General features: G+C 64.1%; 13 protein-coding genes. 3 read left to right on the top strand and 10 right to left on the bottom strand.

Annotated features, from left to right (window positions below):
• Positions 1 to 54 precede the first annotated feature (54 nt).
• The 3 genes from AC07YR_RS05685 to fdxA form a co-directional block, all read right to left on the bottom strand.
• The gene (locus AC07YR_RS05685) at positions 55 to 1,332 is read right to left on the bottom strand and encodes a citrate synthase (protein ID WP_494733392.1); all 1,278 of its coding nucleotides are present in this window, start codon (positions 1,330 to 1,332) and stop codon (positions 55 to 57) included.
• A 248-nt stretch (positions 1,333 to 1,580) separates the two neighbouring features.
• The gene (gene dapC, locus AC07YR_RS05690) at positions 1,581 to 2,729 is read right to left on the bottom strand and encodes a succinyldiaminopimelate transaminase (protein ID WP_494733393.1); all 1,149 of its coding nucleotides are present in this window, start codon (positions 2,727 to 2,729) and stop codon (positions 1,581 to 1,583) included.
• A 10-nt stretch (positions 2,730 to 2,739) separates the two neighbouring features.
• Entirely contained in the window at positions 2,740 to 3,066 is a 327-nt protein-coding gene (fdxA, locus tag AC07YR_RS05695; protein ID WP_055796733.1) for a ferredoxin, read from the bottom strand.
• A 169-nt stretch (positions 3,067 to 3,235) separates the two neighbouring features.
• Here fdxA and AC07YR_RS05700 point away from each other — a divergent pair, with 169 nt between their 5' ends.
• Positions 3,236 to 3,481 (top strand): putative acetyltransferase, encoded by a 246-nt coding sequence (locus tag AC07YR_RS05700; RefSeq protein ID WP_494733394.1) that lies wholly within the window; start codon positions 3,236 to 3,238, stop codon positions 3,479 to 3,481.
• An 18-nt stretch (positions 3,482 to 3,499) separates the two neighbouring features.
• Here AC07YR_RS05700 and AC07YR_RS05705 read toward each other — a convergent pair whose 3' ends face one another.
• Complete coding sequence (locus AC07YR_RS05705) at positions 3,500 to 3,862, bottom strand: hypothetical protein (RefSeq protein WP_494733395.1); 363 nt, start codon at positions 3,860 to 3,862, stop codon at positions 3,500 to 3,502.
• Between the two features lie 48 nt (positions 3,863 to 3,910).
• Positions 3,911 to 5,839, bottom strand: coding sequence for a translational GTPase TypA (gene typA / locus AC07YR_RS05710; protein ID WP_055796742.1), 1,929 nt, complete (start codon positions 5,837 to 5,839; stop codon positions 3,911 to 3,913).
• Positions 5,840 to 6,113: 274 nt separating this feature from the next.
• Here typA and AC07YR_RS05715 point away from each other — a divergent pair, with 274 nt between their 5' ends.
• Positions 6,114 to 7,058 carry an SGNH/GDSL hydrolase family protein gene (locus AC07YR_RS05715; protein ID WP_494733396.1) on the top strand — a complete coding sequence of 315 codons (945 nt, stop codon included), beginning with the start codon at positions 6,114 to 6,116 and terminating at the stop codon, positions 7,056 to 7,058.
• Between the two features lie 155 nt (positions 7,059 to 7,213).
• Here AC07YR_RS05715 and AC07YR_RS05720 read toward each other — a convergent pair whose 3' ends face one another.
• The 5 genes from AC07YR_RS05720 to AC07YR_RS05740 form a co-directional block, all read right to left on the bottom strand.
• A complete protein-coding gene (locus tag AC07YR_RS05720; protein ID WP_494733397.1) occupies positions 7,214 to 8,929 on the bottom strand; it encodes a dipeptide ABC transporter ATP-binding protein in 1,716 nt (571 codons plus the stop codon).
• An 11-nt stretch (positions 8,930 to 8,940) separates the two neighbouring features.
• Positions 8,941 to 9,933, bottom strand: a complete 993-nt coding sequence (locus AC07YR_RS05725) for an ABC transporter permease (RefSeq protein ID WP_494733398.1) — start codon at positions 9,931 to 9,933, stop codon at positions 8,941 to 8,943.
• Positions 9,923 to 10,852, bottom strand: coding sequence for an ABC transporter permease (locus AC07YR_RS05730; protein ID WP_230118676.1), 930 nt, complete (start codon positions 10,850 to 10,852; stop codon positions 9,923 to 9,925). The genes AC07YR_RS05725 and AC07YR_RS05730 overlap by 11 nt, the downstream gene beginning before the upstream one ends.
• A 213-nt stretch (positions 10,853 to 11,065) precedes the next feature.
• Complete coding sequence (locus AC07YR_RS05735; RefSeq protein ID WP_494733399.1) at positions 11,066 to 12,709, bottom strand: peptide ABC transporter substrate-binding protein; 1,644 nt, start codon at positions 12,707 to 12,709, stop codon at positions 11,066 to 11,068.
• 238 nt (positions 12,710 to 12,947) lie between these two features.
• Positions 12,948 to 14,783 carry an ABC transporter ATP-binding protein gene (locus AC07YR_RS05740; protein WP_436058139.1) on the bottom strand — a complete coding sequence of 612 codons (1,836 nt, stop codon included), beginning with the start codon at positions 14,781 to 14,783 and terminating at the stop codon, positions 12,948 to 12,950.
• 77 nt (positions 14,784 to 14,860) lie between these two features.
• On the opposite strand from AC07YR_RS05740, the gene AC07YR_RS05745 reads away from it, so the two are divergent.
• Positions 14,861 to 15,490 (top strand): PH domain-containing protein, encoded by a 630-nt coding sequence (locus AC07YR_RS05745; protein WP_436058140.1) that lies wholly within the window; start codon positions 14,861 to 14,863, stop codon positions 15,488 to 15,490.
• Positions 15,491 to 15,507: the final 17 nt, after the last annotated feature.

Genomic DNA, 15,507 nt, shown 5'->3' on the forward strand with positions numbered 1-15,507 from the left:
CTGGGCAGCAACTGGGTGGACAACGGCCCGGGCTGGCTGGGGATCCGGCTGCAATCAGCGGAAACAGTGCTCCGGCTCACCTGTGTAGAGCTGGCGCGGACGGCCGATCTTGGTGTTGGGGTCGCTGATCATTTCGCGCCACTGGGCAATCCAGCCCGGCAGGCGGCCGATGGCGAACAGCACCGTGAACATCTTCTCCGGGAAGCCCATGGCCTTGTAAATCAGGCCGGTGTAGAAGTCCACGTTCGGGTAGAGCTTGCGCTGGATGAAGTAGTCATCATTGAGCGCCTTCTCTTCGAGGCGCAGGGCGATCTCCAGGAGTTCGTCGTTGCCGCCGAGCTTGGTGAGGATCTCGTGTGCCGTGTCCTTGACGATCCTTGCCCGCGGATCGTAGTTCTTGTAGACGCGGTGCCCGAAGCCCATGAGGCGGACGCCGTCTTCCTTGTTCTTGACCTTCTCCATGTAGTCCTCGGGCTTGGTGCCGTCGGCCTGGATCTGGCGGAGCATCTTCAGTACGGCCTCGTTGGCGCCGCCGTGGGCGGGGCCGAAGAGGGCGTTGATGCCTGCCGACACGGAGGCGAAGAGGTTGGCGTTGGACGAGCCGACCAGCCGGACCGTGGAGGTCGAGCAGTTCTGCTCGTGGTCGGCGTGCAGGATGAGGAGCAGGTCCAGTGCCTTGGCGACTATCGGGTCAACCTCGTACTGCTCGGCCGGAAGGCCGAAGCTCAGGCGCAGGAAGTTCTCCACGAGGTTGTGGGAGTTGTCCGGGTAGAGCATCGGCTGGCCGATGCTCTTCTTCAGGGCGTAGGCGGCGATGACCGGCATCTTGGCCAGGAGCCGGTACGTGGAGACCTCCACCTGCTCAGCGTTGAACGGGTCCAGCGAGTCCTGGTAGAACGTGGAGAGCGCGGACACAGCCGAGGACAGCACGGGCATCGGGTGGGCGTCCCGCGGGAAGCCGCTGAAGAAGCCCTTGAGCTCTTCATGCAGCAGGGTGTGGTGGCGGATCCGCTGGTCAAAGGCTTCCAGCTCGGTGGCGTTCGGCAGGTTGCCGTAGATGAGCAGGTAGGAAACTTCAAGGAAGCTCGAGTGCTGGGCGAGCTGCTCGATCGGGTAACCGCGGTAGCGCAGGATGCCGGCGTCGCCGTCGATGTAGGTGATCGCCGAAGTGGTGGCCGCAGTGTTCATGAACCCCGGGTCAAAGGCAACGGCGCCTGTCTGCTTCAGCAGTTTGGAAACGTCATAGCCTTCGTTTCCTTCTACAACCTTGATGCGCGGGAGTTCGAGTTCGCCGCCCGCATGGCGCAGGGTTGCGCTGGTGGTCTCAGTCATGGAGTCTCCTCATGAGGCGTCAGGGCCTCTCTGTAGAAAGCTTGATCCAACATCCGGTGGAGCCGCCCGAGGAGCCTGCGTGGCAGGGTTTCCAACGGCCGGGCTGCCTTCTTGTAGAAAGCCACCATTGATAGTCAGTTAAAAAGTACCGCTCCAAGGCAAGGTGACACTAATCCGATAGTGCCGAAATGCCCCAAAAAGGCCCCCGTTGTGTTGCGTGTCACATCATTGTTACGGACCCGTGGCGGCTACGAGCCGGTGCTCAGCCTGGCTACAGCCGTGTCGATCCGCTCATCCGCGGCCGTCAGCGCAACGCGAACGAACCCGTTGCCGGCATCGCCGTAGAACACGCCGGGGCCAACCACGATCCCCAGCCCGGCCAGCCTGCCCACGGTGTCCCAGGTGGCTTCGCCGGCGCTGCACCACAGGTACAGCCCCGCCTGCGATTCGTGGATGGTCAGCCCGAACGCCTCGAGCGCCGGCACTAGCCGTTCCCGCCGGCCGCGGTAAAGGTCCTTCTGCGCCTGAACGTGGGCGTCGTCGCCCAGCGCCACCCGCATGGCTTCCTGCACCGGGTACGGCACGATCATGCCTGCGTGCTTGCGGCTGTTGACCAGGTTGGCCATAGTCACCGGGTCGCCGGCCACGAACGCCGCACGGTATCCCGCCAGGTTCGACTGCTTGCTCAACGAGTAAACCGCCAGCAGGCCGTCATGGGAGCCGCCGGCTACATGCGGGTCCAGAATACTGGGCACCGGGCTACCGCCGCGCTGGACGTCCCACTCCCCCCAGCCAAGTTCCGCGTAGCATTCGTCGGAAGCCACCACGGCGCCGAGCCCGCGGGCCTGGTCGACGATCCGCTTCAATGACGCCGCGTCACGGACGCTTCCGGTGGGGTTGGCCGGCGAATTTACCCAGACGAGCCGGACGCGCTGTCGTGTCTCGTCATCCAGTTCGTCGAGGTCGTCAGCGGCGATCTGTTCGGCGCCGGCGAAGGTCGCCCCGATGTCGTAGGTGGGGTAGGCAACCGTAGGACGGACGACGACGTCGCCCGGCTTCAGTCCCAAAAGGAACGGCAGCCATGCCACCAGCTCCTTGGACCCGACGGTTGGCATCACATCTTGGGGATCCAGCCCGGGGACGCCGCGGCGGCGGGCGAACCAGTCTGCAATAGCGGTGCGGAGCGCCGGCGTGCCGTGCACCGTGGGGTACCCGGGTGCGTCGGCGGCGTCCTGGAGCGCCTCCTGAATCAGGGCCGGCGTGGGGTCCACCGGGGTGCCGATGGAAAGATTGACCACCCCGCCCGGGTGCTCCGCAGCCTTGGCAAGATATGGTGCCATGGCCTCCCACGGGTAATCGGGCAGGCTAAGGCCGAAGCTGCGTACTGCGGATGTCACGCCAAGCGCCTCAGTGATCCTGGTTCTGCGGCGGCAGGGCAGCAATCATCGGGTGGTCGGTGTGGGTGTTGCCGACCTTTGCAGCGCCGCCGGGCGAGCCGAGGTCGTCAAAGAACTCAACGTTGGCCTTGTAGTAGTCGGCCCACTCGTCCGGGGTGTCATCCTCGTAGTAAATGGCCTCGACGGGGCAGACAGGTTCGCAGGCACCGCAGTCGACACACTCATCGGGGTGGATGTAGAGGGACCGCTCACCCTCGTAGATGCAATCGACGGGGCATTCTTCAATACATGCCTTGTCCTTGACATCTACACACGGCTGCGCGATTACGTACGTCACGTCCCTTGCCTCTCCACGTTGGTTTCCGGCATTCCGCCGGTGATCATTTCCGGCCTGAACGCCGAACTGCTGACTTCTGAGCCTATTATCTATCAGGCTGTTCCCGCGAACCTAGCGGCGCGTCATACATTGCCCGCGTCATACTAGCGCGGGGTCCTAGGATGGAGTGGTGAATCCGCAGATCCCCGCTCCCCGGCAGTTCCTGGAAGGCGCGCCGCTGGGCACAAGGGTGGTGGTCCGTTACAAGATCCCGGAGGGCATGACGGATGCTGTGGGCGATCTGGTGGGAATCAACGCCGCTGAATGCACCGTCCGCACCCGGCGGACCGACGTCGTAATCCCTTTGGCCCTGGTGGTGGCAGCGAAAGCGGTGCCACCGGCGCCGGCACGGCGTGCCCCGCGCACGGCACCTTAGCCTCCAGCACGCGCGTCGTCAGGCCGGCGGCCTCAGCGTCCGGTAGCGCCGGCACCAGACGAGCATCAGCACGGTTACGCCGGCGATGCCGTAGATCCACGTGTACCCGGGAAAGTCCCCCGCGATCAGCCGCTTGCCGGGCTCCAGCGTCGACCACAGGCCGGCCAGGACGTAGCACAGCACGCCGCAGGCCGCCGTCGGGATCACCGACCGGAAGGCCGCCCCGAGGAGCAGTTGGACCGAGCCGAGAAGCACCAGCGCTGCCACTGCACCCCAGGGAAGGACGACGCCGGAAAGCAGCAACTGCTGGCGGTGCAGTGTCGTACCGGCCGCGGCAACAAAAAGAGCTGCCGGCACGGCGGCGGCGATGCCGCCTGCCATGCCGGCAGCTCTATTGTTCACGAAGGTGATAACCGGAACGTGCCCGGATCAGACCTTGGCGCGGGCGCGGTTGGCCTTGGCGCGCTCGTTGGTGTCCAGGATGACCTTGCGGATCCGGATGGACTCCGGGGTAACCTCGACGCACTCGTCTTCGCGGGCGAATTCGAGGGACTCTTCGAGGGTCAGGTCGCGCGGGGGCGTCAGGTTCTCGAAGGTGTCGGAGGAAGCGGCACGCATGTTGGTGAGCTTCTTTTCCTTGGTGATGTTGACGTCCATGTCGTCGGCGCGGGAGTTCTCGCCCACGATCATGCCCTCGTAGACCTCGGACGTGGGCTTCACGAAGAAGGAGCCGCGTTCCTGCAGGTTGATCATGGCGAAGGGCGTCACAACACCGGCGCGGTCGGCGATCATCGAACCGTTGGTGCGGTATTCGATCGGGCCGGCCCAGGGCTCGTAGCCCTCGGAGATGGAGGCAGCGATACCGGCGCCGCGGGTGTCCGTGAGGAACTTGGTGCGGAAACCGATCAGGCCGCGGGCCGGAACGATGAACTCCATGCGGCACCAGCCGGTGCCGTGGTTGGCCATGTTGGTCATGCGGCCCTTGCGGGCTGCCATGAGCTGCGTGACGGCACCGAGGTATTCTTCCGGCACGTCGATGGTCATGTGCTCCATCGGCTCGTGGATCTTGCCGTCGATGGTCTTGGTGACCACCTGGGGCTTGCCGACCGTCAGCTCGAAGCCTTCGCGACGCATCTGCTCGACGAGGATGGCCAGGGCCAGTTCGCCACGGCCCTGGACTTCCCAGGCGTCGGGACGCTCGGTGGGGAGGACCTTGATGGAGACGTTACCGATCAGTTCCTTGTCGAGGCGGTCCTTCACCTGGCGTGCGGTGACCTTGGCGCCCTTGACCTTGCCGGCGAGCGGCGAGGTGTTGATACCGATGGTCATGGAGATCGCGGGATCGTCCACGGTGATCAGCGGCAGCGGCTGCGGGTTGTCGGCGTCGGTCAGGGTCTCACCGATGGTGATGTCCTCAATGCCGGCGACGGCCACAATCTCGCCCGGACCAGCGGACTCGGCCGGCACGCGGTCGAGGGCCTTGGTGGCCAGCAGTTCGGTGATCTTGACGTTCTTCAGCTCGCCGTTGGCACGTGCCCAGGCAACGGTCTGGCCCTTGCGCAGGGTGCCGTTGTAGATGCGCAGCAGAGCCAGGCGGCCCAGGAACGGGGAGGCATCCAGGTTGGTGACGTGTGCCTGGAGGACACCATTCGGGTTGTACGTCGGTGCCGGGATGTGCTCGATGATGGTCTTGAACAGCGGCTCAAGGTCCTCGTTCTCCGGAGCGGTGCCGTCAGCCGGCTGCTCAAGGGAGGCGCGGCCAACCTTGGCGGCGGCGTAGACGACGGGGACTTCGAGGATCTTGTCCAGGTCCAGGTCCGGAACTTCGTCGGCGAGGTCGGAGGCCAGGCCCAGGAGCAGGTCCATGGACTCGTGGACGACTTCGTCGATCCGTGCGTCGGGGCGGTCGGTCTTGTTGACCAGCAGGATCACCGGCAGGTGCGCGGCAAGGGCCTTGCGAAGCACGAAACGGGTCTGGGGCAGGGGGCCCTCGGAAGCATCGACGAGGAGCACAACGCCGTCAACCATGGACAGGCCGCGCTCCACCTCGCCGCCGAAGTCGGCGTGGCCCGGGGTGTCGATCACGTTGATCGTGATGGTCTCGCCCTGCGAGGACGGTCCGTTGTAGGCCACGGTGGTGTTCTTGGCCAGGATGGTGATGCCCTTTTCGCGTTCAAGGTCACCGGAGTCCATGACGCGGTCTTCGAGGTGGTTGTGCTCGGCAAAGGAGTTGGTCTGCTTGAGCATGGCGTCGACCAGCGTGGTCTTGCCGTGGTCAACGTGGGCCACGATCGCGACGTTGCGCAGGTCACTGCGCGATGCAGTGGCTACCGCGGTGTTGGTGGTGGTTTCAGACATGCGTTATTGCTCGATTCAGTGGTGAAGTCAGCTGTGGTATCGCGACATTTCCAACCGGAACGCACGACGGATGAGACCCTTTGGCACAGGGCACCTTCTACCATTCTAAGCGCTAGGTCATTTATTGGCCTAAAAACCCCAAAATGGGGTCCTCCAGACCCCGTTACTGGATCGTCATCTGAATGGGACGAATAGTGGCTTAAGTTACTGGATATTCCTGTTGCGATGCCCCATCATTACGGAGGTAACAGCACGCAAAGCCCGGAGACCCTAGATGCGAAACGCTTCAGCCCTGACCCGCTTCGTCGCACCTATGATCGCCGCCGGCGTTCTGATGGCCGGCTGCGGGCAGGCACCACAGACCCCGAATGCGGCCCCGGAATCTGCCGCACCGGCCGCCAGTGCGGCAGCATCGCAGCCGTCGGCATCTGCATCCGGCCAGTCCGTTCCGCGGAAATCGGCGGCCGCGCCGGTGGCTGCAGCACCGGGCGAACCGGTCGCCGCCGGATCGCCGGGGAAGGCCCGGCTTGCCCCGGAATCCGATCCGGCATCGATGGCACCCGGGTCGGTCTACCTGAACCCTGCAAACGGCCGCAACGAAGTCATCGTCGCCAACATCAAGCGCACCGCAGTCCTGATCGGGGACTCCCAGTCCGAGCCCGAAGCCGGCTGGCCCCGCCAGGGCCTGGCTGCCATGGGTTACAACGTATTCTTCTGCGGCCGCGGCGGCACCGGCTTTGTTGTGGGCAATGGCAAGACCGGAAACTACATTGACGCGTTGCAGCGCGGCGACTGGCAGCTTCCCTACGGGTCGCCCGGGCTGGTGGTCATCCAGGGCGGCGGAAACGATGCTGCCCGCGGAGCCACTGATGCCCAGATCGTGACCAATGCCGAACGCCTGATCTCCTCGCTCAAACAACGCTACCCTGGGTCCAAGTTTGCCATGATCGGCACCCTGGCCCGCGGAATCAACTACGGCGGCGGGCGGCGGTCACAGGTGGACGCATTGCTCGGCACGGTGGCAGCCAAAAATGCCATCCCTTTCGTCAGCGTTGGTGACTGGCTGACCAGGTTCGATCTAGCCAAAGAACTGGCCGACGCCGTGCACATGAACAGTGTGGGCCACAAGGCGCTGGGGACCATCCTGGCCGCAAGGCTGAAGGAACTGGGACTTGAGGCGCCCGCTGTGCCGGCCACCTCGGCATTGCCGGTCGGGTGAGCGGAGCCTCACCCTCCTGAGCTGCCCCTTCTGCATAGAGTCGCATCGGCACCCGGACAATTCAGCACAAAAAGGAGCCGGTATCCGCCCCGGGGGCGGATACCGGCTCCTTTCGTGATGACCCTAACCCAGGGAACATTTGCTCGCGTTTTTGCTCAGGCAACTTCCGGCGGCAGCATCAGCCGCGCACCCGGGATGGCATGGAGCAACGCCTTCGTGTAGTCCTGCTGCGGAGCGTCGAACACATCGTCCGTGGAACCGGTCTCAACCAGCTTGCCCTTCTCCATCACGCACACGTGGTCCGCGATCTGCCGGACCACGGCAAGGTCGTGGGTGATGAACAGGTAGGTCAGGCCCAGCCTGGACTGCAGTTCGGCAAGCAGGTTCAGCACCTGCGCCTGGACCAGGACGTCGAGGGCGGAAACCGCCTCGTCGCAGATGATCACTTCCGGGTCGAGTGCCAAGGCACGGGCGATGGCAACACGCTGCCGCTGCCCGCCGGACAGCTCGTTCGGATAACGCTGCATGGTCGACTGTGGCAGTGCCACCTGGTCCAGGAGCTCGCGGACCTTCTTCTCGCGGCTGGCTTTGTCCCCGATCTTGTGGGTACGCAGCGGCTCCTCGATGGTCCGGAAGATGTTGTACATCGGGTCAAGGGAGCCGTAGGGATCCTGGAAGATCGGCTGCACGCGGCGGCGGAACGCAAAGATCTGCTTGCTGTTCAGCGTGGAGGTATCCACGCCGTCGAACACGATCTTTCCGGACGTCGGCTGCAGGAGGTTCAGCACCATCTGGGCCACGGTGGACTTGCCAGAACCCGACTCCCCCACGATCGCCGTCGTCGTCCCGCGCTTGACGCTGAAGGAAACGTCGTCGACGGCGGCGAAGTCGGTGGACTTCCCGAAGCCGGAGCGCAGTTTGAAGACCTTGCGGAGGTTCTGGATCTGGAGCACGTCTTCGGTCATGGTCGGCTCGACGACGACCGCCTCGGCGGGAGCGAGCAGCTCGTCCGTTTCGACGCCGAGTTCCTTGGCCACCTGGATGCGCCGAGAGGCCAGCGACGGCGCCGAGGCCACCAGGCGCTGCGTGTACGGGTGCTGCGGGTTCTGCAGCAGTTCGAGGGACGGACCGGCTTCCACCACGTTGCCCCGGTACATCACCACCACCTTGTCCGCGCGTTCGGCGGCCAGGCCCAGGTCGTGCGTGATGAGGAGCACGGCCGTACCCAGCTCGGAGGTCATTTTTTCGAGGTGATCCAGGATCTGCCGCTGCACGGTGACGTCCAGCGCGGACGTGGGCTCGTCAGCGATGAGCAGCCGCGGCTGGCAGGACAGGCCGATGGCGATCAGCGCACGCTGGCGCATGCCGCCGGAGAATTCGTGCGGGTACTGCTTTGCGCGGCGGGCCGCATCGGGAAGCCCAGCTTCGGAAAGCACCTTCGCGACGTCGTCCGGGCCGCTGGGCAGCCCGTTCGCCTTCAGCGTTTCCCGGACCTGGTAACCGATCTTCCACACCGGGTTGAGGTTGGACATCGGATCCTGAGGCACCATGCCGATGCTGTTGCCGCGCAGCTCGATCATGCGCTTCTCCGAGGCATGGGCGATGTCCTCGCCATCAAAGAGAACCTGGCCGGCCGCTACACGGCCGTTACCGGGGAGCAGGCCGATGGCGGCCAGCGCCGTCGTCGACTTGCCGGAACCGGACTCGCCGACAATGGCAACAGTCTCGCCGGGCATCACCGTGAGGTGCGCGTTGCGGACAGCATTCACTTCGCCGTTGCTGGTGGTGAAGCTGATCGCCAGATCCTTGATTTCAAGGAGCGGGCGTCCGGCAGCCGCGCCGGCTTCGTGGAATTCGACAGAGGCGTTCATGGCGTCCCCTTTCATCGCTTGCGCGCTTTGGGATCGAGCGCATCACGCAGGGCGTCGCCCAGCATGATGAAGCTCAGGACGGTGATGGACAGCGCGATGGCCGGGTAGAGCAACGGCATCGGGTTGGACCGCAGGGAAGCCTGCGCTGCCTGGATGTCATTGCCCCACGACATGACGCTCGGCGGGAGGCCGATGCCCAGGAAGGACAGGGTGGACTCGGCGACGATGAACGTGCCCAGCGAAATGGTGGCCACGACGATGATGGGCGCGAGGGAGTTCGGCATGACGTGGCGCATGAGCGCGCCGAACTTGGAGACACCCAGCGAGCGGGCGGCCGTCACAAAGTCCGCGTTGCGGACCTCGATCACGGCGCCGCGGGTGATGCGGGCGATCTGCGGCCAGCCGAAGGTCACCAGGATCAACACGAGCGTCCAGGCCGTGCGGTTGGCACGGAACACCGGAAGCTGCATCAGCACGATGGCGCCGAGGATCAGCGGCAGCGCAAAGAAGATGTCGTTGATGCGGGCCAGGATGGAGTCCACCCAGCCGCCGTAGTAACCGGCGAGGGCACCCATGATGCCGCCGATCAGGAGGACGCCAAGGGTGGTGAAGAGTCCCACGGTCACCGAGGAGCGTGTGCCAAAGATGACGCGTGCGTACACGTCGCAGCCCTGCTGGGTGAAGCCGAGGGGATGCCCGGCCGCCGGTCCAGCGTCGGAGTTGGCCAGCTGGCATGCCTCTGAAGCCGGGTCAATGCCCGAAAAGAGCGACGGGAACAGTGACACTGCCACAACGACCAGGATTAGGAAAGCCGAGATCAGGAAAAGCGGCTGCCGGCGCAGGTTCTTCCAGGCCTCGCCCCAAAGGCTCAGCGGGGCCTGGTCTTCCTTGACCCTGTCGGTTGCCTGCAGCGGCGTCTCGGAAAAGTCGGCGACAAAGTGTTCGATGTGCCGCTTTGCCGGTGCGTCAGTGAGTTGGGATGATGCGATGTTCTCAGGCGTCATAGCGGATCCTCGGGTCAAGCCAGGCATACAGCAGGTCTACAAGCAGGTTGGATACGACATAGATCAGCACCAGCACGGTGACGATCGAGACAACCGTGGGGCCCTCGCCCTGGGTAACGGCGCGGTAGAGCCGGTTGCCCACACCGGGGACGTTGAAGATTCCCTCGGTAACGATGGCTCCGCCCATCAGGGCGCCCAGGTCGGCGCCGAGGAAGGTGATAACCGGGATCAGCGAGTTGCGCAGGATGTGCACCCGGACCACACGGAAACGGGACAATCCCTTGGCCGTAGCTGTTCGCACGTAGTCGGCGTTCATGTTTTCGATGACGCTGGTCCGGGTAAGGCGCAGGACGTAGGCGAACGAGCCCAGTCCAAGGACGATCGCCGGCAGGATGAGGTCCTGGACGGTGGCGGCCGAACTCACGGTCGGCTTGGCCCAGCCAAGCTGGACGCCGATGGTGAACTGCAGCAGGAAGCCGAGCACGAAGATCGGGATGCCGATCACGATCAGGGAGGCGATCAGGACGGTCGCGTCGAAGAACTTGCCCTTGCGGAGGCCCGCGATCAGGCCGAAGATGATGCCGAAGACGGCCTCGAAGATCAATGCCATGACGGCCAACCGGGCCGTGACCGGGAAGACCTCGCCAAGCACAGCCGCAATCGGGCGTCCGGAGAAGTCCTGGCCCAAATCGAAGGTGAAGATGCCCTTAAGGTAGAGAAGATACTGGATCCAGAACGGCTGGTCCAGGTGGTACTGGGCCCGCAGCTGGGCCGCCACGGCCTCATTGACCGGCTTGTCGCCGAAGAGGGCCACGATTGGGTCACCAGGCAGGCTGAAGACCAGGAAGTAGACCAGCAGCGTAGCGCCCAGGAAGACCGGGATCAGCTGCAGGAAACGCTTGAGGATGTAAGTCGCCATCAGCGAAGGACACCCCCGTCAGCAGGCATCCTGTCCAAGGATGCGGCGGAGTTGTTCATCAAAGAACCTTTTCACTATGGGTGCAGCCGTCGCCGGTGTGGTCACGGAGGCCCGGCTGCAAAGTACACCGGCGTAGCTGGTGCTTAGAAATTGGGGTGCAAGCAAAACAACGGCGGGGGCCCAGTCCATGCAGCCCCCGCCGTTGTTCAGTTGTTACTTGCCAGTGATGTTGTAGTACAGCGGGACGCCGTCCCAGCCGTAGTCAACGTTGGTGACCTTATCGCTCCAGCCGCCCTGGGCAACCTGGTACCACAGGGGGATGGCCGGAAGGTCGGTCAGGAGGATTTCCTGAGCCTTGTTCATGGCCTTGTTGCCGTCGCTGACGGAGGAAGCGGCAAGACCTTCAGAAATGGCCTTGTCGAACGTCGGGTTGGCGTACTTGGCGTCGTTGGAGCCTGCACCGGTCTTGTAGATCGGTCCGAGGAAGTTGTACAGCGACGGGTAGTCCGCCTGCCAGCCGGCGCGGATGGAGCCGGTCAGCGTCTTAGCGGTGGCGTCGTTGCGGGCTTCCTTGAAGGTGGCGTACGGCTTGCCCTCAACCTTGATGCCGAGCGTGTTCTTGAGCTGGTTCACTACGGCTTCGACCCAGGCCTTGTGTCCGCCCTTGTCGGCGTTATAGGCGATAGTGAAGGTCTTCTCTGCGTCCCACTTCTGGATGCCGTCAGCCTTGGCCCAGGCAGCCTTGGCCTTCTCTGCGTCGAACTTCAGGTTCTCGGATCCCGGGATCGAATCGCTGTAGCCGTCAAGGACGGGAGCAGTGAAGTCCTTGGCGGGCTGGCGTGCGCCGCTGAAGATCACCTTGGTAATTTCTTCACGGTTGATGGCCATGGAGATGGCCTGGCGACGAAGCTTGCCAGCTTCTCCACTCCATTCCGGCAGGTATTCCGGAATGGCAATCGTCTGGTTGCCGGCGTACGGCTTGTTGATGGTGCGGTCGCCGAGGTCAGTCTTGAAGTTCTTCAGCGCGCTGGTCGGGATGGTCTGAAGGACGTCCAGGTTGTTGGACAGAAGATCCTGGTACGCGGCGTCGTCGTTCTGGAAGATCTTGAACGTCACACCGGCGTTCTTGGCCTTACGGGCGCCGTTGTAGTCCGGGTTCGGTACGAGCTGGATCTGCACGTTGTGCTGCCAGCCGCCGTCGGCCATCTTGTACGGGCCGTTGCCAACCGGCTTCTCGCCGAAGCCCTTCGGGTCCTTCAGCGCGCCGGACGGAACCGGAACGAAAGCGGTGTAGCCGAGGCGAAGCGGCCAGTCAGATTCAGGCTGCTTCAGTTCAACAGTAAACGTCTGGTCGTCAACGACTTTGAGGCCGGACATGGTCTCGACGGTGGAGCCTTCTGCGCTGGCCTCGTCGTAACCCTTGATGCTCTCGAAGAAGCTACCGCTGAGCTGTGCGTTCTTCGCGGCCGCGCCGAAGTTCCAGGAATCAACGAACGTCTTGGCCGTGATGACCTCGCCGTTGGTGAACTTCTGGTCCTTCTTGATTTTGACGGTGAAGTTCTGGCCATCCGGACCCTCGATGGACTCGGCCAGTTCGTTTACGGGCTTGCCGCTCGGGTCGTAGCTGACGAGGCCCGAGAACATCATCTGCATGATCTTGCCGCCACCGACTTCGTTGGTATCGGCCGGCATCAACGGGCGCTGGGGCTCGGAGCCGTCGACAAGAATTACTTTGCTGGTGTCGCCACCGGTGCTGCCGCTACCGGCGGTGGAGCCGCCTCCGGCACCGCATCCGGTCAGGGCTAGGGCCGCGATGGCAACCATGCCCAGTGCTTTGGAAGTGCGCGAAAAACGCATTCCGCCTCCTATGAGTTGTGGGAGTGAGAAGGGAAAGTCTTGTGCTTCCCCGCAGGCCGGGCACAGAGGTGTCCTGTGACGTGGCATACATAAGTGAGTAGCCTAACCCCAAAATGTCCAGATGTTGGAACTCTGTTGCCAAACTGTAACCCGGTCACAATTTGACCACTAGCGTCAACACCGGCGTATTTCAAGTCACACGTTACTCAGTGGTAGCCTACACCTGATGTGACGGATCTTACTCCACTCCACTCGCCAGCAGCTGAGCCCGCAGCTCCCGTCGCTCACGCTGTTTTTCGGGGTCCGGCAGGGGCACCGCGGCGAGCAGGCGCTGCGTGTAGGGTTCCTGCGGATTCCGCAGAATCTGGTCCCGAGTGCCCTGCTCAACGATTCTGCCCCGCTGCATCACGCAGATGCGGTCGGCCAGCACGTCGACCACCGCCAGGTCGTGCGTCACGAAGAGGCAGGCGAAGCCGAGGTCTTTCTGGAGGTTCTGGAACAGTTCAAGTACTTTTGCCTGCACCGACACGTCAAGTGCCGACGTCGGTTCGTCCGCAACCATCAGCTTCGGCTTGAGCGACAGTGCCCGGGCGATGCCCACGCGCTGCTTCTGGCCGCCGGATAGCTCATGCGGATACCGGTTGCGGTAGCTCCTGGGCAGCTCGACCTGGTCAAGGAGCGCCTCGATCCGCTTCTGCAGCCCGCTTCCCTTGGCCTCCCCGGCAAGGAACATGGGTTCGCCGATGCTCTCGCCGATCGGAAGGCGCGGATTCAACGACGACGACGGGTCCTGGAAAACCATGCCGATGTGCCGCCGGACATGGTGCAGCTGCTTGCCGTTCTTCTTGGCGGCTGAAATGTCCTGGCCCACCACCCGCATTGTGCCTGCTGCGACGGGAAGCAACCCCACGGCCGCGCGGCCGATGGTGGTCTTGCCGGAGCCCGATTCGCCTACGAGTCCCACCACCTGGCCCGGGTAGATCACGAGGTTTGCTCCCTCCACGGCCCTGAAGGCAGGCACGCGGCCCTGTTTGGGGTATTCGATGGCCACATCAGTCAGTTCGAGGACCGGCTCGCCCTGGGGCCGTTCCGCGGCCGCAGCAGCCAGCGCCGCAGCGTTCTCCCGCTCGCGCCGAACCAGTTCGTCATGCTCCACCGATTCCAGCTCGGCGTGGGTGGCGGCTGCCAGCGCGGCGGTAACGTCGACTTCTTCGCCGTGCTCCGCTCCGCCCTGGCCAAGGTGCGGCACCGCCGCCAGCAATGCCTGCGTGTATTCGTGCCGGGGGTTCCGGAAGACCTGCTCGGCCGTTCCGGTTTCGACAATCAGGCCCCGCCGCATGACGGCGATCCGGTCGGCGAGGTCCGCCACCACGCCCATGTCGTGGGTGATCAGCACAATGGCGCTGTCCAGCTTGTTCCGCAGATTGCGCATGAGGTCCAGGATCTCGGCCTGGACAGTGACATCCAAGGCCGTGGTGGGCTCGTCGGCAATCAACAGCTTGGGGTCGCAGGACAGCGACTGCGCAATCATGGCCCGTTGCCGCTGGCCGCCCGACAGCTGGTGCGGGTAGGACTTGAACGCCTTCTCCGGGTCCGGTAGTTCCACCAGTTCCAGCATCCGCAGGGCGCGTTCCTTGGCCTGTTCGGGTGAAACTTCGTTATGCAGCCGCACTGTCTCCACGATCTGCGCCCCGACCGTGTAAACCGGGTTGAGTGCGGTCATGGGCTCCTGGAAGATCACGGCCACGTCCTTGCCGCGGACTTCCCGGATGTTGGCCGCGCTGGCACCGAGGAGCTCTTTCCCTGAGAGGCGGACGCTGCCGGATACCCGGCTGTTACTGGGCAGGAGGCCCAGGAGGGCCATGGAACTGGCGCTCTTGCCCGAACCGGACTCCCCCACGATGGCCAGGACTTCGCCGGCCCTGACCTCATAGTTCAGGCCGATGGCCGCGGGCACCCATTTCTTGTCCACTCCAAAGTCCACGCTGAGGTCGCGGACCTCGAGTACAACAGCGCCCTTGGCGGGTTCCTGCCCGGGGGCGGCGTCCTGGTGGGGGGTGATGTTGTCAGTCATGACGGGTTCCCTTCCGCCCAGGCCGCCACTGCACAGGAGATTAGTGCTGCGGCCTGGAATCCTGAATTATTAGGGGCATGAGCAGTGTGCCGCACGCCGGAAATGTTGAAGTCTTCAAAGCCCCTACGAACAGATGGTTCGCGTGGCTCTCCTGGCTGGTCGCAGCGCTCGGCCTCGTCGTCACTGCGGCGGCCGGAGGCCCGGCCGCCCTCGTGGGGGCAGGCCCGCTGCTGCTGATCGGCTTTCTCGGCTGGCTGCTGTTCTGGATGCCTTCGGTGGTGGTTCACGACGCCGGCATCACCTTGGAGAATCCGTTCCGCTCCGTTAACGTCCCCTGGGCTGCCTTGGTCAATGTTGATACCCGGTACGCCTTGACGCTGGTCACGCCGGCCGGGAGCTACGTTTCCTGGGCTGCACCGGCACCGGGCATCTGGGGCGGCCGGAACGCCCGTCCTGAGGATCTCAAGGGCCTGCCTTCCGCCACGTACGGGCCGGGAAAGTCCGTGCGCCCCGGTGACCTGAAAACCACTGATTCCGGCCAGGCGGCCCGGCTGGTCCGCGGACGCTGGGAACAGCTGGTCGAAGCTGGCTCCCTGGACGCAGGAAATGCCGAAACGACGGCCGTCAGGGTGACGTTCCGCTGGCCGGCGGTTGCAGCCACCGCCGTGCTGCTGGCCGCCAGTTACTGGGCCGTTGCAGTTCCTTAGGGCGGATGCCCGGACAG

Source organism: Arthrobacter sp. GW460-12-1-14-TSB2 (assembly GCF_059423525.1).